Source organism: Fulvivirga kasyanovii (assembly GCF_009711405.1).
Lineage (GTDB): Bacteria > Bacteroidota > Bacteroidia > Cytophagales > Cyclobacteriaceae > Fulvivirga > Fulvivirga kasyanovii.
This window is the reverse complement of sequence record NZ_SMLW01000676.1, coordinates 40883-61175: the sequence shown is the minus strand read 5'-3', so window position 1 is coordinate 61175 and position 20293 is coordinate 40883. Positions and strand designations below refer to the sequence as shown.

Annotated in this window: 14 protein-coding genes; 11 read left to right on the top strand and 3 right to left on the bottom strand. The window is 41.5% G+C overall.

What is annotated here, in order from left to right; all coding sequences use genetic code 11:
- The 9 genes from E1163_RS28940 to E1163_RS28900 all read left to right on the top strand — a co-directional run bounded on the left by E1163_RS28940 (position 1) and on the right by E1163_RS28900 (position 14781).
- The gene (locus tag E1163_RS28940) at positions 1–2058 is read left to right on the top strand and encodes a fibronectin type III domain-containing protein (RefSeq protein ID WP_155177060.1); all 2058 of its coding nucleotides are present in this window, start codon (positions 1–3) and stop codon (positions 2056–2058) included.
- A gap of 1 nt (position 2059) precedes the next feature.
- Positions 2060–6265, top strand: coding sequence for a T9SS type A sorting domain-containing protein (locus E1163_RS28935; protein ID WP_185156248.1), 4206 nt, complete (start codon positions 2060–2062; stop codon positions 6263–6265).
- A gap of 14 nt (positions 6266–6279) precedes the next feature.
- Positions 6280–9891 carry a fibronectin type III domain-containing protein gene (locus E1163_RS28930; protein ID WP_185156247.1) on the top strand — a complete coding sequence of 1204 codons (3612 nt, stop codon included), beginning with the start codon at positions 6280–6282 and terminating at the stop codon, positions 9889–9891.
- A complete protein-coding gene (locus E1163_RS28925) occupies positions 9892–10545 on the top strand; it encodes a hypothetical protein (RefSeq protein WP_155177053.1) in 654 nt (217 codons plus the stop codon). It abuts the gene before it with no gap.
- A gap of 84 nt (positions 10546–10629) precedes the next feature.
- A complete protein-coding gene (locus E1163_RS28920) occupies positions 10630–11088 on the top strand; it encodes an SMI1/KNR4 family protein (protein ID WP_155177051.1) in 459 nt (152 codons plus the stop codon).
- 43 nt (positions 11089–11131) lie between these two features.
- Entirely contained in the window at positions 11132–11746 is a 615-nt protein-coding gene (locus E1163_RS28915; protein WP_155177049.1) for a hypothetical protein, read from the top strand.
- 121 nt (positions 11747–11867) lie between these two features.
- On the top strand, positions 11868–12671 hold the full coding sequence (locus tag E1163_RS28910; RefSeq protein WP_155177047.1) for a hypothetical protein: 804 nt from the start codon (positions 11868–11870) through the stop codon (positions 12669–12671).
- A 6-nt stretch (positions 12672–12677) separates the two neighbouring features.
- A complete protein-coding gene (locus tag E1163_RS28905; RefSeq protein ID WP_155177045.1) occupies positions 12678–14480 on the top strand; it encodes a hypothetical protein in 1803 nt (600 codons plus the stop codon).
- Positions 14481–14508: 28 nt separating this feature from the next.
- On the top strand, positions 14509–14781 hold the full coding sequence (locus E1163_RS28900) for a hypothetical protein (RefSeq protein ID WP_155177044.1): 273 nt from the start codon (positions 14509–14511) through the stop codon (positions 14779–14781).
- Positions 14782–14797: 16 nt separating this feature from the next.
- Here the strand turns inward: E1163_RS28900 and E1163_RS28895 are convergent, their stop codons facing one another.
- Positions 14798–15154, bottom strand: coding sequence for a hypothetical protein (locus E1163_RS28895; protein WP_155177042.1), 357 nt, complete (start codon positions 15152–15154; stop codon positions 14798–14800).
- Positions 15155–15390: 236 nt separating this feature from the next.
- Here E1163_RS28895 and E1163_RS28890 point away from each other — a divergent pair, with 236 nt between their 5' ends.
- Positions 15391–17127 (top strand): hypothetical protein, encoded by a 1737-nt coding sequence (locus tag E1163_RS28890; protein ID WP_155177040.1) that lies wholly within the window; start codon positions 15391–15393, stop codon positions 17125–17127.
- Between the two features lie 12 nt (positions 17128–17139).
- Here E1163_RS28890 and E1163_RS28885 read toward each other — a convergent pair whose 3' ends face one another.
- Both E1163_RS28885 and E1163_RS28880 read right to left on the bottom strand, forming a co-directional pair.
- Positions 17140–18693 carry a hypothetical protein gene (locus E1163_RS28885; RefSeq protein ID WP_155177038.1) on the bottom strand — a complete coding sequence of 518 codons (1554 nt, stop codon included), beginning with the start codon at positions 18691–18693 and terminating at the stop codon, positions 17140–17142.
- Between the two features lie 152 nt (positions 18694–18845).
- The gene (locus E1163_RS28880) at positions 18846–19862 is read right to left on the bottom strand and encodes an exodeoxyribonuclease VII large subunit (RefSeq protein ID WP_155177036.1); all 1017 of its coding nucleotides are present in this window, start codon (positions 19860–19862) and stop codon (positions 18846–18848) included.
- Positions 19863–20140: 278 nt separating this feature from the next.
- Here E1163_RS28880 and E1163_RS28875 point away from each other — a divergent pair, with 278 nt between their 5' ends.
- The gene (locus E1163_RS28875) at positions 20141–20293 is read left to right on the top strand and encodes a hypothetical protein (RefSeq protein WP_155177034.1); all 153 of its coding nucleotides are present in this window, start codon (positions 20141–20143) and stop codon (positions 20291–20293) included.

The following is a 20293-nucleotide window of genomic DNA, read 5'->3' as shown; positions in this document are numbered from 1 at the left end:
ATGAGGAGACTGAAATATTATATCGCTGCACTTGCGCTTACAACAGCACTGGCAGCTAATGGACAGGAAAAAGCTGCTATTAAGGTGATCACCACCTCAGTCAATGATGGAGTGATCATACGTTGGGCACCCACCACACCAGTGGCATGGCAGTTAGCCAATGATTACGGCTATACGCTCACCAGATACACCCTGAACCCGTCCGATTCTCTGGGATATTCGGAAAAAGTAAGCCTGACCCCAAGTGGTTTGTACGTGCTGCCCGAAACTGATTGGGAAGGCGTGGCCAACCGTGATAAATGGGCAGCCATAGCAGCCCAGGCTATATATGGAGAAGACTTTGTACTGGCCGACCCCGGAGAAGGAGCTACCTCCTTTGTGAACGCAGCCGCAGAACAAGAGAACAGGTTCAGTTTTGCTTTGCTGGCAGCCGATGTATCGGCACCAACAGCCGAGGCGATGGCCTTACGATGGGTAGACAAAACAGCAGTAAAAGGCACCACCTATGTCTATCGTGTAGAACTGAACAAGCAATTGGAAAACTATAAAGTAGAGCGGGGAAGCAGCAGGATTACGTACACAGAACCAAAGCCACTACCTAAACCTTCGGAAGTAGAAGCTACCTTCGGTGACCATAGTGTGAGCATATCCTGGAATACCTTCTACCTTGATGGTATTTATTCTTCCTATGTAGTAGAACGCTCTGACGATGGAGGTAAAACCTTCCGACTGACAGACGACCTGCAATTTTTCAGCCTGAAAAAAGAAGGCTCAGGGCCATTGGAAAAGATGTATTACATGGATTCCATTCCCGACAACTCCATTACCTACCAGTACAGGGTAATAGGGATAACCCCTTTCGGAGAAAAAGGGCCACCTTCCATACCCGTGGCCGGACAGGGCTATGTGAGCCTGGGTGATGCCATACCTGTAATTGCTGAAACCGTAGTGATGAAGGATGGAACGGTAAACATTACCTGGAAATTTGCTCAAGACCTTATCGGACAGGTCAAACACTTCACAGTAGACCGTGGTCCGAAAGCAGGTGGCCCTTTTCAGCAGGTCAGTGGTGAAATACCACCAACAGAAATGCGCTTTCAGCACAGCCAGCCCATGCAGGTGAACTACTATATAATTAAAGCCTATGGCAAACATGGTGAAGTAAGGCAGTCTTTCCCGGCAATGGTACAGTTAGAAGATAGCATACCTCCAGCCGTACCGGCTGGTCTGAAAGGCAAAGTGGATAATAAAGGCATTGTAACCATTTCATGGGATGCCAACAAAGAGGAAGACCTTTATGGGTACAGGGTATTTAGGTCAAACGCCCTGAAAGAAGAATACATACAGGTTACCGAAGAAGCACTGACCTCAACAGGCTTTACAGACAGTGTGAATCTAAAAACATTGACAGAAGAAGTAATTTACACTGTTACCGCTCAGGATAGAAGGTATAATCAGTCCGACTATGCCAAGCCCCTGGTATTGAAAAGGCCAGACATTGTACCACCCGATCAACCCGTATTAAAAAGTGTCACACCCGGTGAAGGTACAGTTTTCATAGACTGGTACCCTGCCTCTGCGACCGATATAGCCGGTTACAAGCTCTTTAGAAAAAAGACAGGATCAACCATCTGGAAAGAATTTCTGCTCCCAAAAGATTCCACCTCTTTCATGGATGAATTGGCAGATACCGGTTCCAGGTATGACTACTCACTGATGGCCGTTGACGATGACAACCTGGCTTCTGAGGCTACCCAATTTTCAGCGCAGCCTTTGGCAATGTCCCTTCCTGCCATCTCTAAAATCAGCCATCAGGTAGACAGGGAGAAAAAGCAGATCGACCTAAGCTGGAAATACCCGACAGGTTATGATGAAGTGATCGTGTACCGCAGTGAGAACAATGGCCCCCTGAGACAGTACGCAAGGATTGATAATGGAGAAAAGACATTTACAGACCGCCAGCTAAAAGTTGGAGGTATCTACAAGTACAGATTTAAGGTAATTGATAAAAATGGCGAAGAAAGCCCTGTAAGCGATGAAATTGAAATTCAATATTAAAATGATAAAAAAGGCGGCTTTAATTTTTGGAGGGCTATTGTTCATAATGCCCCTGGCCTCAGCGCAGAACACCAACGGGCACATGAGCGTGCGTGTAACAAAGACGATTGGTTACTATGGCGATGGTAGTAACGGCAGCCCCGAATATAAACATAGATTTGTTTATGATGCCGCCTCTCCAGAACTAGCCGTTGATGGAGGTGCAGAAGCCACATGGTACAATACCAGCCTTACTCTATATAATGGCAGTTATACCAACGCCCCTCAAAATTTTTATATCAATTACAGGGCTTACGAGTATGATGGCGGAGGTGGCGGCGATAATGATGATGCTAAAATTGGCCCGATTAAATTTAACTTTTACCCGCTACAGTATACAGCGGGTTCGGCTAATAAGATATACATCCTGATGTATATGCTAAACTGTTCTCCTAGCAGGGAGATGTACACATCTATTACAGCATACACCAACAGGGTTAACCAGTTAAGAAGCATTCCAAGTTGTGCTGCCCCGATAGCCATTTATGACTGGATATATGGAGCGGAGATTACAGTGCAATATACCACGCCTACCCCGATACTTTCAGAGTTAGCAATACCGGCTCAGAAATGTCTTAATGATTACATTCATATGGATGTGAAAGTAAATCCGGCCTTTAGTAAGGATGTATCCTATACTTATGAATACCTGATAAACAGAGAAGAAACCGAATACCTGGAATGCGTTCCTAATCCGGCCTATTGCGGTCCATGTAGTGGAGGAACACCCCTTGCGATAGAAAATCCGTTTGGCGCGATTCAAAACGCGGCACCCATTGATGGGGGTAATAATCCTTGTTGTGATGAACCACCCACTATCTGCACAGTAAAAAAGAAATTGGCATGGAGGGCACTTCCTGCGTCTGCATACATTGCCCAAGAACTTACCAACCAAAAAGATACGGTAATGATACATCTGGGGTCGATACCCGGAATCTCATCAAAAGTAAAAAGTAATGGAAATACAAAGGTTGAGATCCGTGCGCGGGCAAAAGCAGACAACTCAACCAGTGACTACTCCAATGTTGTAGGAGTTGATATATCCGCAGCGGCACCGACATTTACTATAGCATCAGTAACGCCTTCTTGTCAAGGAGCTAAAACAGGCACAATACAACTTACCAACGTTAAGGGATTGGGCAGCTACAGATATTTTGTTCAAACCGGGCAATGCCCAGACCCGGAAGATGATAGCTGTGTGGGCATAGGAGCAGTGAGTGGCACATTCAGCGGGACTAATTACACCATTACAGGAGTGCCTCCCGGCAAACTATACATTTATATCGCCAATATTGGGGGTGCATTGGGTAATTGTGCAACCTCTGCCGTAAAAACAGTGGACGCTATCGCACTTCCCGCATTCATAACCATGAATCCTGATGATGTTTCATGTCCGGAAGGTGGTGATGGCAGTGTGAGTTTTTCCGTAGCCGGAGGTAAGGAACCTTTTAATTACTCTATTTCTAATAACGCAGGTACCTTTAAAGTTGGGGGAGCAGTGCGTGAAGGTAGTTTTACCGGACTGAAAGCTGGAGAATACAAGGTGACAGTTACTGATGGTTGTTTAAAGCAGGACAACCATGACATAACCATAGAACAGCCCGCCAAAGTATCAGCAACGAGCGAACCTACGGCTCCACAATGCGCCAATGAACCTGACGGCCATATTACTATTGATGCCAGCTACGATAAAGCCTATGGAAGTTACGTGCTTGATGGTTCAGGAAAGTTCAACTACCGCCTTTATGATGATAGTAATCAACTGGTAGATGAAGAGTTGAATACCACCTCTACGAGCCACACGTTTTCTGGCTTGCCGGGAGGTGCGTATACTATTAAAGTTAATGACGTAGAGCAGTCCGGCTGTACACCTTTTGAGAAGACAGAAACGGTTGAGGCGGTGGTGCCATTGGCGGCTACATTAGTTGATCAACAAAACATCTCCTGCTACAATGCTGCTGACGGAAGGATTGAACTTAGTGGCTCAGGCGGCTTTAATACATATATATACAGGATCAGACATGTCGACTCCGGCAATGATATAACGAACAGCAACGGACAATTTACCGGGCTGGAACCCGGAGACTATGAAATGTTCATTAAAAACGATGCTGCCTGTACCGATCAATATCAGGTTCCCGGTTTGGTTACACTTACCCAACCAGACGAAATGGTGATCAATGTTACACAGAAAAACATTACCTGTTTTGAATCTGACAACGGACAGCTAACCGTATCTGCCGAAGGGCTTTTGAGTAACTATACTTTTCAATGGGAATGGAACGGGGCGAGCTACAAGAGTGGCAACCAAAGCCAGTCCATGTCATTGACTGGCTTGTTTCCGGGAATCTATCAGCTCACCGTTACCAATAGTAACGGATGTGTTAAAAGTTCTCAAAGCTATAAATTAGAAGAACCTGAAATACTTACTATAGATGCTGTAGACGTGGAGCGCCCGGAATGCTTCGGAGAAGTAGATGGAGCCATTATTCCACACATGTCAGGTGGCTGGGGAGACTTTACCTGGTATTATTCCGATGATAACCAGACCACCTGGACAGCCTACGATGAAAACAAACAATTCGGCCCTGCCACCTATCACATCAAGGTAATAGATATTGAAGGCTGTGAAACGGTTTATCCAGATGCCATAGAGTTCCTTGCACCTGATGAACCTTTGGATTTGGAGCTTTCCATCACTTCCAGGAATGGCTATGGTGTAAGCTGCTTTGGAGGTGCAGATGGGGAGGTGAATTTGACAGGTTCAGGCGGTATAGCCTTTAATTCTGATTCTCCCTACCTGTACAGTGTCGATAGCGAAGCTTTTGCAACTGCACCCGTTATCGGCGGCCTTGCTGCCGGAGACCATACCTTTTATATCAAAGATGCTAACGGCTGCGTAGTGGAAAAAATCCTAAACCTCCCTGAGCCGGAAGTACTCGGATTGTCACTGGCAAACAAAACTGATGTAAAGTGTTTTGGGGACAACAGTGGTAGTATTACAATGGTCGCAAACGGTGGTGTTGCAGGATATGAGTACAATATCAATGGAGGTGCCTATGTTGCAGAGCCTTCTTTTGCATCACTCACTTCGGGGACATATACACTAGGAGTTAAAGACCTTAACGGCTGCGAAACATTTACAGAGGTCACTATCATAGAGTTAAACAACCCTATGGAGCTAGGAGCTACAGTAGTCAATAGCTCATGCTATACCTATGATAACGGGCATATCGAAACCACCATGCAGGGAGGTGTTGAACCGTATTCTTATTCATGGTCTCATGGTGCAGCCACTAAAGACGTGGCATCATTGGCGCCAGGCACTTATACCCTCACCGTCACCGATGCCGAAGGGTGTATAACCCAGGGTGAATATGAAATCACCGAACCGGACAATATTGACATTGAACCTGAAGCTACGCTTTGTCAGGGGCAAACCTATACAATTGACGTTACCTATGATGCTGTAGGCGCTCAATACTTCTGGTCTTCACCCAACGGTTTTACCAGCAACGATGCACGGATCACCATTGAGCAGGAAGGAATTTATACCGCCGAAGTAAGCCTGCCTAACGGCTGCGTGATGAGCGAGCAGTTTGAATTGAAGCGTTCCGATGTGCTTTTTAATGTCAATTTCCTCACCGCTACAGAACTGGAAGCCGGGGACACTGTAGTACTGGTCGATGTGACCGATCCCAGACCGGATAGCGTGGAATGGTACTTTGGAGGTGATATAAAAGTAATTGACGCTTCGGAAGGACACCCCCAGCTATTTTACAGTCAGGCCGGAGAATATGAAATTGGTTTCACGGCATACTTTGGCGGTTGCGTTGACCACCAGACCAAGACCATCAAAGTTTACAACAAGGACGAGAAACCAAATAATGGCCGCATCTTCTTTGGAGAGATAGGGATCAAAACTGCGAAGGTGTACCCGAACCCCAATCAAGGCAAATTTGAAGTGGCTTTAGAGCTGCACCAGCGTGCAGATTTGATACTTGAAATATACGACATGTATGGATTGATGGTGACTGAAAAGCAGTTTTCAGGGCGTAATTTCTATACGACCTCATTCGACCTTTCTGATCAACAAAGTGGTGTTTACCTGCTCAGGGCAGTGAGCGGAGATGAAGAAACCGTGATAAAAGTGCTGGTGAACAAATGATACAAATGACAAAGATGAAAAACCAAAAAATCAGACATAAGCACTCCCTGACCGTTGCCCTTTTCATGGTGGCGTACATGCTGTTGGGGATAGCTAACCCTACTTTTTCTCAGGTGTATCCGGTAAATGCTACCACGCAGATAGCACCCCCTTATTCTGTTTTTATCAGCGATTATGTGGCTCCGGGATCAGAGCAGTTGAAACTTAATTTGTTCCTGCGAGACCTTACCGAGCCGGTATATGATGTACGTATCAGACTTGTTATTGAAGGGCAGGGGGTAAGAATAGAAACATCCCCTGCATATAACCCTCCGCCTGTTACCATCGAGGGTGGACTTTCTACCTGGCTGGATGCTGCCGATCTTGCCCCTTTATTCGAAAGTCGTAACCTGATTTTCAGTGGCTACAGCAAATCAGAATTTGAAAGGTATGGCAGGCTGCCGGAAGGTTTTTACCAGTTCTGCTTTACTGTTTACGATTACCAACACCCGGAAATACAACTATCGCAGCAAAGTTGTCAAAACCTATGGCTGGTACGCCCTGATCCACCCATGCTCAACCAGCCTGCATGTGCGGCAGAGTTAAAGCTAAACGAAATGCAACAGTCGGTGATCTTCCAATGGACACCAATGGCCATATCACCTAACTCAAGCTTTACTACAGATTATATTTTCAGGTTGTATGAGATCAGGCCGGAAGGAAGAAACCCGGCAGACATTGTATTAAGCAGCAACCCTATCTACGAAATACAGACTGCCGAGACCAGCCTCCTTTATGGAGTAGCTGAACCTCCTTTGATTCCTGGTATGGAATACGTGTGGCAGGTGCAGGCCATAGACCTTGGTGGGCGTGACAGATTCAAAAACAATGGCTACAGCAAGGTGTGTACCTTCAAAGTAGCAGAGGATGAAGTGCCGTTGCCAGAACCGAGTGAATTCAGAGCCTGGGGAATCACTGAAAATATGGGTATGGCCTCATGGACACCTTCATTGGAGCCTGACGGCTATACCGTAGAATACAGGCTGGCTGACAATGCACAGGCTGAATGGTTTGTGGAAGAACTACAGCTCCCGCCTGATGCGCAACTGGCGGACAGCATGTATGTAGTACTGCAAGACCTGATGCCGCAGACACAATATGAAGTACGCATAGGTAGTAAAAGGGGGGCATTTGTCAGCTCATGGACAGAAACTAAAAGATTTACCACCTATCCGCCACGTGTCTTTGCCTGCGGAGATCCGCAAGACCTGCAACAGCCATTAAATACTACACCACTCATATCTGCCATCCGTGGAGAAGTGTTTGCCGTGGGTGACTTCAAAATGAGGCTTACCAAAGTGACAGGTGGAGATGGCGTGTTTTCAGGCTACGGATCAATTGAAACACCATTCCTTGGCTTCAATATAGCCGTGAAGTTTGACAACATCCGGGTGAACGAACTCTACCAGGTAGTGGCCGGTGAAGTCGTTGCCCTTTCGGATGGTATAGATGGTTTAATTGAGAATTGGGAAGGTGAAGATGATGACGATGGAACCGATACGGAGGATGGTTCTGGCGGTGAGGATGATGGTTCTGAGGATGATTTTGACGGTGAGGATATCACCTATGATGGTGAGATTGGTGATGTGACAGTGGGTGATGATGGGGTAATTACCGTGACCGATGAAAATGGAACAACACATACTTACGATCAGCCGGTTGATCCCGAAACCGGGGAAAAGAAGGATGTCAGGTTTACTGACAGCTCTGGTGATATTTGGATTGTTGATAAAAATGGAAATGTTTCCAGTGGAGAAAATTCAGATAACACTGGAAATTCAGATAACCAACAGCCATTGGATGTTCAGGAAAAGCTTATCGTTGAAGTCCTTGAAGAATTATCAGTCGAGATCAATAATTGGTTAGCTACCAATGGAAAGGGACCATTGAGCGAAGAGGAAATTAGAATGCTTCTTCTTTCGGACTATTTTTCAGACAAAGCATTTGTGCTGGAAGGCTTGGTTGATGAAGCAATACCGACATTGATGGAATCACCGGGTAAGCTAAAGGAAAGTATAAATGCAGACCCGTCAGACGCTGACAAGTTTCAAGAGATTATCGGTCAAATAACTGATAAGGAAACGGCATTTAAAGACCAACTTAGTGAAGATGAATGGGAAACCAGTAAAAAGGTTATTTATGATCATCTTGAAGAATCCTTCTGGAGAGACTTCTTTTGGGAGTATCCTCATTGGAAAAAGGCGGCAATTATAATGGAGGAATACCTTGACCGTCAAGGATATGAAAATACCCAGTCATACCACTACCAGACATTTAGCGAAGTCAAAGCCGACCTTGTATTTAGCCAGGATTTCAGTACTGAAATGGAGTGGACATTTTCTGATGAGCTAAGCGAAAAGGCCACATTCGAATTACTTGCTTTTACCTATAAGGTGCCCTATTGGGAGGCAAATCAGGTTACAGTTGAATCTTTTAAAGAGTATACTATCAACTGGCTTAGGCTTAAGGATGACCGAATCGCCCGTGGTGAGGGATGGGAAGTTGGCTTTGCCGAGATTGTTGCAGACATCGTTACCGCACCAACAGGAGCACCGGCCATATATGGTTGGGTAACGGGTAAACACTACAGAACAAAAGAAGAACTGGCTGGTTGGGAGCAGGCGCTTGCTGTGTTGGATGTTATTCCTGCTGAGGCTCTAGCCAAAGTAGCTGTAACCGGATTGGTTGTGAAAATAGCTGGAAAAGTCATAGACTTCGCGGCTCTGAGCAAAGCAACAATTGGAGCATTAAATGCTGCGAAGGCTGCGGGGCTTAAATTTGCTGTCAAGGCCTCAAATGAAATTATAGTTCTTGCTAAAAATGGAAAAGATTACGTGTTTAAAATAGTTAAGGACGTAATTGTGGACATTTATTGGCGGTATGATGTAGAAAGGGTACTGGCTAAACTGGCTGGTGTTAAATATATCATTGATGATAGCAAGAATATTTTCAAAGGTACTTTAGAAATTGTCGAGGATGCAGCAGGTAATGTAGGGATAAAATCATTGGACGAATTTGCCGAGGGGCTTATTAATGGAGTTAGAAGGTATAATATTGCAAATGACCTTTCGAAAGGTATTTCAGAAGTAACAAGAACAGTTGTACTTGGAAGCAAAAGAATGGTGCTAAAATGGTCAGTGATTAATGGGAATATAGATTTTTATTCCGATGCTGCCAAATCAAATCTTCGACGTCAAATAAAGAACTTCTTAGGTACTAGCGCTGGGGTAGATGCACATCACGTTATTCCATTGGGTAAAACAGATCATTCTGTTATTCAAGCAGCAGCTAGAGATGGCTTTCACCCTAACCTGCCTGAGAGTATTCTAGGATTAGAACATTATGATGAAGCTTTAGAAGTAGGTCTCCATCAAAACCATCCAGCATATGATAAATTTATTCAGAAACGACTTGATGATTTTCAAAATGATTTTGCGGGATACAGTTTTTCGGAAGCTAATGAATTTGTTCAGAAGCAATTGATACCCGAACTTAAAAACGAGATTTTTAAGGCAAAAAACTCGATTCATAAGAATCTAAATGACTACTTTAAATTTGAAATAAACCCCCGATTAGGGATTAATTAGATGAGATATTTTACCATAGGATCTACTGATAATTTAGAGGTTATAGGACATTATCCACAGATGAAAAGTATGTTAACCTATAATCCAGATGGAGAAAATTCTTTCAGAAAAGTTCGCTGGAATGAATTCGCTGACTTTGTACCTCAATACAAAGTTGAAATTCATCCAGAGGCTAATGTGACAAACTTTCTCGAAAGGTCACCATTGCCTTTTGGCTTTTTGATAGATGAACATTTTTTAGAAGTTCTTAAAAGCCACAAGTTGCCGGACTACCGGGCTTATAAGGTGGAAATATTTCATAATAATAAGTCACTGGAATACTACTGGTTCCATTTTGTCTTTGACATGTGGCATTACCTGGAAAAAGATTTGTCACGAGTTATTGTGTACCAAAAAATTAGTGGAAAGACATTGACTGAACATAGTTTTGTATCAAGGGACAATTTAGCTAGTCTAAAAAAGAGCCTGAATTTTGAAAAAGGCATGCAAATTAAGGAAGTAGTTTTTGATGAATCGGCTGCTGAATTTGATTTACTAGCCATAACAGATTTCTTTCACATACCACTAATAAGCCAGCGGCTTAAAGATAATCTACATTTAGCTGGTTTAAATGGCTTTGAAACTCAAGAATATGGCAGAATTAAGTTTCTATAGGTGATGGAAAGTTTGCTCTGTGAAAACACCGAATAAAAATAAAGGAGGCATGCATGCTCTAACGAACTATTTGAATAATGAGCTATGGCAAAATACGATTTTTTAAAGAAGTATGTAAATTCAGATGAAGCGTCTAAGCACAGATTGTTTGCTGTTGACAAGGAGAAAATCGAAGAAGCAAACTACAAGCTTGCTAATGGATTACCAAGTGAGCTTAAGGATTTTTATAGAGATGTGGGCTATGGATTTTTAAACAAAGAGGATACAAATTCTTTTAATCGGCTTATGTCTCCTTTACAGGTGGCAAGTATAAACTTAAGAGAAGACTTTTATGAGCATGATCCAGACTTGGAGTTATACGAGGAAGAAGAATATCGTGATAAGCTAATTTTCTTTGAGGTGAATGAGGGCATATACTTACTCATTGCTGAGAAAGAAACAGACGGGAAAAATGCGATTTATTATTTTGACAAAAAAATTGCAGATTCTCTGGAAGAGTTTCTTATAAGATTTGATGCTGAGGGACACTATTTCGAAGATTAATTTTTTTGGCTTGCTATTCTCCCCTCATTTCAAGTAAACAAATATGGATAAACAACTCATTGAATGGATAAACTTCTGCGAAGGAAAAGTAGATTTTGACATATCACATTTTTACACTTTGTTTTTTGAAGGTGATGCTGATAATGGATATAGATCAGATGTAGAGTTGGATGCCATTTTTAAATATTTTAGAAATAGTGAAGATCTGAAATTGAGATTAAGAAACACTACGCAAACTATTGATTTGGAAGAGCCAGACGATATGGCAACATTTCTAATAGATAGCACTTTCAAAGATGTGCAGGAAAAGAAGAAATTTATCGATGAAGAGGAATTACTTAAGTTTCTGGCTAAGCCTGTGAATTACATAGATGACATTGAATCTGTGCGCAAGTCCCAGATTACAGATTGGCAGTATGAAGAATACATGGCTTTAGTGGGTGACACCATATCGGAATTAAAATATTCCACCGAAAAAAAAGTATATGCATTATTTGAGGCATTTTATGGTCTAACTACCGATTATAACATGGTATGGTATTTAGGACGGCCATTACTTAAAACGACTGTAAATCTTGATCACTATTTTGATCTATGGAGATTCGGAGGCAGATATTGTATTTCAAGTGATGGTATTCTTGTTTCCAGATATAGATAACTTAAAAAGACAACTTTTATAAACAAATACAATGAAACACTTTTTACTATTTTTTTCTATTGGTCTTACATTCCTATCTGCTTTAACCTCTTGTACAGAAGATGAAGGGTGGCCATATCCGATGGATACGACCCCTTCTGTCGAAATAGGGCTAAACTCATACCTACCGGGTGAATGGCTAACGATTACTGCGTCTAATTTTGAGGATAGCCTAACCGTATTAATAGACAACAAGCAGCTTATTAAATTTCATGGTTATACCGAGACAGTGGATTTGCCTTACGACTTGTCTCCTGAAACGGCATTTAACCTAAAGATTGTAAATGAGAAGGATAATACAACCCATCTCGATACGACATTCATGACTCCCAAATTCACCACAATAGCCAAAATAATTGATAAAGAGGTGGGGCAATGGTATGGGGCAACAGTGGTACTCAAAGATCGGTCGTTTTTGGACTCAGCAAGATATTTTAGCGTTGGAGGGAGAAACATTAGTCTTCCCCTTGAGTCGGATACTATAGAGTTGCCAAGATTGAGTTTGGGGAGCAAATCTCTTGGTCTTGAGGCAACTTTCGATATTGCTCACTTTAAACTTGCGGCTGGAGAAAATAAAGTATCGGTTTTAGAATCGTACATGCCTCTACCTATTAATTCTGATATGGAACGTCCGGATACCCTTGCAGTATCTTATTTTAGCTCCTATGCACCAGATGTCCTTTCATTTACATTAGTGCCATTGAACGGAGACCCCATACCTCTTGAAGAGTTCACGATTGTGCCGGGAAGGAAGGATTTTATAGATTTTTATCAGGCTGGATACTTAATAGAAGATGTACTTCCGGGTACATACACTCCAATAGTAGTTGACCCCGAGGGAGATACTCTTATCACCGAGAAGTATCACACGGTTACCATTTACTAAAATTCAATGATCCGTTTTTATCTCTTTATATCAGTATTTCTTCTGCCTCTCATAGCTCAAACCCAAAACCTTGACAACCTCAAAGAGCAGGAGCCGGTCAAGGTTTCGGGTTCTGTGAATGCATCAGGTGTTTTTTACAATGCCTCGGGTATTGAGAATCGCAGAGACCCTTTTAACTGGTTTACCACGGGAAACCTGAACCTGGACATCTACGGGTGGAGTATTCCTTTTAATTTCAGTTTTAGCAACCAAAACCGAAGTTTTAGCCAGCCCTTTAACCGGTATGGCATTACTCCGCAATACAAGTGGGTAAAGGCTTACCTGGGCTACAATAGTATGAATTTTTCAAAATATACCTTGGCAGGCCATGTGTTTTTAGGGGCTGGCGTAGAGCTTACGCCCGGCAAGTGGCAGTTCAGTGCCATGTATGGAGAACTGAATAAAGCAGTACCGGAAGATACACTAGCCGTTACCTCCAACTTGCCAGCTTTCAAAAGAATGGGGTATGGTATGAAGGCTGGTTATCATGATCAGGCACATAGTCTTGAAGTGATTATATTCAAAGCGGAAGATGAGGTGGGGTCTATACCATACGTGCCTGTACAAAACGAGGTATTACCGAAGGAAAACCTAGTGATCAGTTTCCTTGGTAGAAAGCAATTGTTCAAAAGGGTCAGCCTCAACATGGAATATGCTACCAGCGCCTTAACACATGATATCCGAAGTGAAGAAGTTGATGCTGGTAATACTTTGGCGCAAACACCATTGTTTACAGCAAGGGCATCCAGCCAGTTTAACAATGCTTTTAATACCAGCATAGCCTACAATGGCAATACCTATGTATTGCAGTTGAATTACGAGAGAATCGACCCCGGCTTTAATACCTTGGGCGCTTATTTCTTTAACGATGATCTGGAAAACTTAACGGTCAGCGGCTCTGTCAGGGCTTTGAAAAATAAATTGACCCTTGGAGCTAATGTAGGAACGCAAAAGAACAACCTGGAAGAAACAGAAGTAAGTTCTACTGAACGAGTAATTGCTTCATTCAATGCCAACTATATTCCTGATCAGCATTGGAATATCAACGCCACCTATTCCAACTTCACCACCTTTACCAATGTAAGACCAAGATTTGACCCTTTCTTTCAAAACGACCTGGACACGCTTAACTTTTATCAGGTCAATAAAAATGGTTCCATGTCATTAGGCTATTCGTTTGGTTCAAGAGAGAATAAGCAGTCCGTATTGTTTACAGGCTCATACCAGGAGTCAAGTGATGAGAACGATGAGATAAACGAAACCAATACCTCGTATTTTTACAATGGTAACCTTGCCTATAGGTATATGGTTTCCGCTTCTGGCTTGAGTATATCCAGCGGGGTAAGCATGTACCGTAGTGAATTAAGCATGGCTGAGTCAACCACCATCGGCCCCAATATTTCAGTAACCAAATCCATGTGGAAAAAAGCGCTACGGAGTACATTGGCCACCTCCTATAACATGCAGGAGTATTCAGATAATCCGTCTTCAAAGGTTCTAACGGTACGGCTGGGGCTAAATTTGACCCCGGAAAAACTGAGAAAGAAGGAAGAGGAAATCAAAGAAGAAAATCGGGAGCACAGTACGACAACAGGAGAAACATTGCCTGAAAATGTTGCACAGAAAGGTCTTGCGGATGAAGCAGTAAAGAAAAAGTGGTCAGGGAGTCATCGACTAGGCCTAAATTTGATCTACCTGAACAAAACCGGAGAGGCTGCAACTAATTTTAGTGAGATTACGGCAACTTTGACTTACTCTTATTCATTTTAGTACTGGCAAAATCCTTATTTTCGTTGTTATGATCAACATAGGCCAACGATTAAAAGAGGGTTTAACAGTTATTGAGTTAATAAAGCTACTTCAATCAGCACCGGGAGATTTGGCTCAATCTTCTGGTTACATTTTAATTCCTGCAGATACACTGGCATCTGCTTCAAGGACTGCCCAGGATACAATTAATTATTGTAAGGAGCATGGCTTTATCAGAGTTGAGCAGTCAGGGAGTAAATGTTTTGAGTTCCATGTGACAGAAAAAGGATTAGCTTTTTTACGATCTCGACCAAACAATTAAAAATGGGAGCATTTTCTTAATTGGCTCTTTTTCCAGGCTTAAGATTTGCTCCAGCGGCTCTAGCGATCTCCGGAAATTTTTCAAACAATATACGAATCATCTGAACATTGGTCATAGAAACCTGAAAGGTATCGTCATCCCCATCCTGCCATTCTATGGTTATCCTTACTTTCCTGACATCCAAAGGATGCTTTAAGCGTTTGACAAAACGGAACCCTTCTAATGGCAATACACCAAAGTCATCTGCTTTCTCAGGATGATAGTGATTTAGCTGAAAATGCTTCCTTTTCCCCTCGTAGTAAACATGTAGATAATAGCACTTACTAATAGGTGAATTATCTGCTATTTTATATAATCCCGGCTCCAACTTCATAACTTCAAATCTAGCAATTACTAAAAATATTAGCAATACAAATGTCTACTATATTGAATATACCTAAGGTTGGGTATTGACAGGCGAACTTATCCGAACTAGCTTTACTGGATTTGTAATCCGTTGGTTTTATGAAAAGCAAATCCTTACCGTTGGACTGATGGACAAAGTTTTTCAGCTCATTCTGCCGGGTATTGCGTCAACAAAAAAAATGATCTTACTTTTAATTATCCAGTATGGTTCTTCAGACAACATTTATTCGATTCGATGAAATATTTAATGAAGAAATGCGCACTGTTGATGAGTATTTCAAAGACCTTCCAAAACGTGGAATTCTAATAAGTTTGGTAGAGTGGGTCAACAGTTCATTATTCTTTTACGCCACTGGCCCAGAGGGAGATGGCCAGTTTGAGCTACTTGATGCAATAATATTGCCCGCCAGTAACATTATTGCAAAACAAAATCTTTACGCTTTGAAAGAGTATGGAAAAAGCAGGAAGATAAAATACGTATGGCTTACACCATATACCTCATTTATGGTTATGGAACATCTGCTATCAAAATACGCTCACGAGATATTCGAAAATGGAATCTTCGACTATGAGAAGGCAAAACAAGAGCAACGTGACTTACTCCACTCTGAACTGAGCCTTGAATTTTTAAAAGGATATTTAACATTCTCTCATAAGAGAATAGATAAGTTAAAAACTTCCCCTAATGATGACTATGAAAATCAAATAATAAATCAAGTCACTGATAGAATTGGCACATATGAGTATGAAAGCTTGGAATACATCTACACCTATCATGTGGAATTTAAGAAATCTGTAGAGTTTTTTCTATTTCTTAAATCAAATTATGGCAATGCTCTCGGCAGTTTTTTAAGAACAAGGGGACTTAATAAATGGGAGGAATATCCATTAAAACTCAGCGGCTTTACCTGGGGCTTCATGAGAGATTTTAGAGTAAGAGTGAACTCAGGAAATGAAAAGAAAGTGGACCTGAAATTTTTTGATACTTTCGTTTCGGGTGAGGTTTTCACAGAACTTGAAGACAATTTTAAGCTTCTAAAAAAATTCCCCTTAGTAAAGTATGCCCAAGATGGTTATCTAAGCCTTTTTCGCGACTTTACCTTCGAAAAGATCTATAAGACACTCTATTTTGACGTAACTGGAGAGGCAGTGAAGATTGACCCCTCTTTAACAAAGTCTAAGCTGGGAAAAGCTTTTTTTGAAGAGTGGCTATGCACAAAATATGTAAACGAAATCTTTTCTGAACCAAAGGCTATAAACTTGGAGGAAACCAACCCTGTATTTACTAATGCGGAAAATAAGCCGGATCACTACACCCGGAAATGGAACGATGTATTTGTCTTTGAATATAAAGATACGCTCATAGCGGATCTTGCTAAAACTTCTTACAATCCAGAAGAAGTAATCAGCGAATTAAAGGATAAGCTGTATTTAAAAACTAAGAACCAGAAGAAGCCGAAACGATCCGCAGTTTTGCAACTAGCTGACTTTATTTTAAACTATGAATCAAATTACCATCTGTTTGATCCAAATGCCAAATTAAAAAAGCTCACTTTTTACCCAATCTTGGTGGTTCAGGATCGGTGTTTGACTACTCCGGGTGTGAATCAGATTCTAAACCGATGGTTTATGGAGGAGGTTGAGAAGTCCGGTAAAAAATTAAAAATCAAGCCTTTGATTGTGATAAGTATTGACAGTTTAATTTTGGGAATGGAGTTCTTAAAAGAGAACATCGGTGAGTTTAAGGCCTGCATTAATGAATATATCAAGATCGAGAATAAGCTTAAAAGAGAAAAACGAATACCCATTAGTTTTGAATCCTGGTTCAAGAGAAAATACCTTCACCATCCAAGCCGGAAAAAACAATTTTTTACCTTTCTCGAAGAATCAGGCAAACGATTAAGTGAAGATCTTAGGGCGGCAGTTCATGGCAGCAAATGATTAGTGAGTCCCTTAATAGATTTGGCTGATGTTTCCTTTATGATTGAACCATTCATAGTAAAAATTAATATTTAGAGTAGACTTGATATAGCTTATGAATTCCAAATCTTTAGTTAATGGCTCTTTCGGGCCAACTACAATGATATTTTTCTTTAAACTATCATAACCATCAATTGAGAAAGAGTAGTCAAACAGTTGACCAAGTGCTACCCTTATACAACTAAATGCGGAATTATATGGTTTTATTTCATAATAGAATACTGAATCCCCACTTTTTCTGAATACATCTACTACCTGTTTTTTTTCCATTTTGATTTTGTCAGCAGGAAATTTTTGTCGCAGGTATTTACAAAATGCATTCTGCAATTTGCTATGAACTTGTTCTACAAGAATCGTGGATGCATTTGTTCTTCTGACATGTGGTTTTGTGCTTTTTTCGGTAAAATCATCATCTTCGTCCTCGTCTGATTCTTGCTCATTGATTGCGTAACTGCCAAATATTTTTTCAAAATGACCTTCTCTTTGTCCCGGGATAATTCTATGTATTGTCTCTCCGTAACTCAAACCAGTCTCAATATTTATTTCCTCTTCAATAAAGTCTACAAAAATTGTATGCTTCAATTCTTCGTCATATTGATAGATTTTACCGTTGATTTTCTTCACCTGTGCATAGCCAATAATAGTCAATGTCCCATATCGTCCATGAGATTTTACAGCTATAAGATCCCCTTCTCTTAACTGCAAGAAGAAACTTACTGCCCTTTTTGCAGTTTTGATTCGAGGGTGATCATTGGGGACATTAGTGTTGAGCCATTTGTCTATTTTTTGACGAGATTGTCCTACTAGATGCTCCACCTCATACCCTTCCAAATAACCTATGGAAATGACGCCTTTTCTTATCATTTCGGGGAACATATCTACAGAATCATACTTTGAGCCTATGATATAGTAATTTCTTTTCATCTCATGTGTAGCCAGTCTGTAGTGCTTCCACGCAAATTGAAAAAAGTCCTCGTCCTTTTCCTTTTTATTCAGAATAAAGGAATGTAGTTCAGATATTAGTGCCGAATAATAGTGAGGATGTTCAAATTGCTTTGCTATTTCTCGAAGGGTTCCTTGTTTATATATTGGCAGTATTTTGAAGCCGGAATAGAGAAATGCTAGTTTCCATTTCACAAATGCATGAATGTCAACAGTGTCAATTTGATGGAAATTACCCGTTTGAGCAGACTCAATGATAAAGATTACCAGTGACAAAACCTTAGAGAACGCGTCCTCTTCAGTGTTCCCATATTTTCTATACCATGCATACTGATGGTTGGTCAAGTATGTGGATGACAATGGCTCGTCCTTTTTTCTTTTCCATATACCAAATTTGTTTGCATGAACTCCTGTTATCCGCCCAAGTTCATCAGATCCAAATTCGAGCCAATAGGTAAAAGTATCGGTATTCCTCGTGTCACTATATTCCTGTAAAGTGAGCCGCTTAACTTTTTCCAAAGACCATCTGGACAGAAATTTTTCTAGCTTGAGGTATTCACCATGACGTATCCGTTGTTGTGCCACTGTGTCATTAGTTTAGCGTTATCTTAATATGTAAAATATCCTTTCCCTTTCATCGGGTTCTCAATTTTTACCTCCAGTATCAAATTCGCCTTCAGCAGCGTGTTGAAAAAAAGTCTCCATTGTCTGTTAGAAATAGTGGTGTTTAAGTGCTGTCAAAGCAATACGAAATAAAACATATACATTACCAGGAAAGCCAGAAGTATGGCAGCCAGCCTCCATAAGTTCATCTCTTTCTTATCCTTACGAAGAAGTTGCTCCAGCCCTTCGACTTTTGCAGTCATATTTTGCTCCAAGACCTCGATTGCCCTTTCCCTTTCATAAATCTCATCATTTCTGTCCTCATGAGTGCGCACAATATTTTTAAGGAACGCACCAAGGGAAGTAGGCGTAGCAAACGACTTATCCGCTACTTTCTCAAGAAGTGTTCTGTCTGACTCGTGCCCTATAGCAGTGATAAAGGGTACGCCCTTCTCGATTATAAAGCGACACAGCTCCAGCTCGTTGAAGATACCCAGTCCGCTCCCACCTCCCCTGACAATAGCCAGCAGATCATAAGATGACTCTGTTTCCAAAAGTTCACGAATTTCTGCCTGTGAAGTAAGGTTCACCCTCTTCTCACTAAGCTGGTATCGGCTTTGGTCATAGCCAAGCTGATCCAGCAAATCACCCATAACAACTGATTCATTTCCAGTAACTATAAGAATGGAGGGGTGTTCTTCATCAATTAATTTTCCAAGCAGGAAAGATTCAACATCAAACAAACCGCTATCGTAGCGCTGCTTGATGATGTCGTATTCCTTTTCGGATATAAGCTGAACATCCTTTTCATGCTTTTCAATTTTAGTGACATGAAACAGCAGGCTGATAGAAGAGGTATCTTTAAAGGACTTGCTTCTGTTCACGTATCCGCAAAGCTGATAAAATGCCCCGTGCTGTAAGGCAGCCTTAATGTCACTGTTTAACCTCAAGGTTATCCGGTTGTCTTTCTTGTCATGCAGATAGTCATAATAAAGGTCATTACCGTACATTTTGCCTTTGTTGTCATAATAAAAACCCTGCAAAGTAATGGACGTGTTGTCAAAGGCTGAGTGCAGTGAACCCAGATATAGGTCTGATAGTGTAAATACATCATAAACAACGACCTTTTCCCCCGAAGCGGTAGTATTCATTTAATGTGAGCTTGAACTACAATAGTTTATCATTCAAAGATATGTCTTTCTTGTAAACCAGGCTCTTCATGTAAGTATTATTGGAAATTTTTGCCTCGTTTCAAGTTATTTTTTCCCACCGGCCTCACCCTCTCCATTCTTCAATTTCCCCGATAAAGCCGCCATTTTGCTCCAAGTGCCAAAAAATGGCCAAGGAATCCTTCTAAAACGCTGCCAATTTAGCAATCACAAAGACGGTTTAAAGACCCCGGAAATCAGAAGCATTTAAAGATAGAAACATGAAAGATACTGATTGGAAAATGATCGGCATTGTAGCCGGAGCACTACTGGGAGGATTGGCCATCGGCACCTTCGCCCTCGCTCCCGTGTGGCAAAAGCACAAAGAGAAAATGAAGCAGAAAAAGGATTCTGCTGCCAGCTCCAAAAAGTAA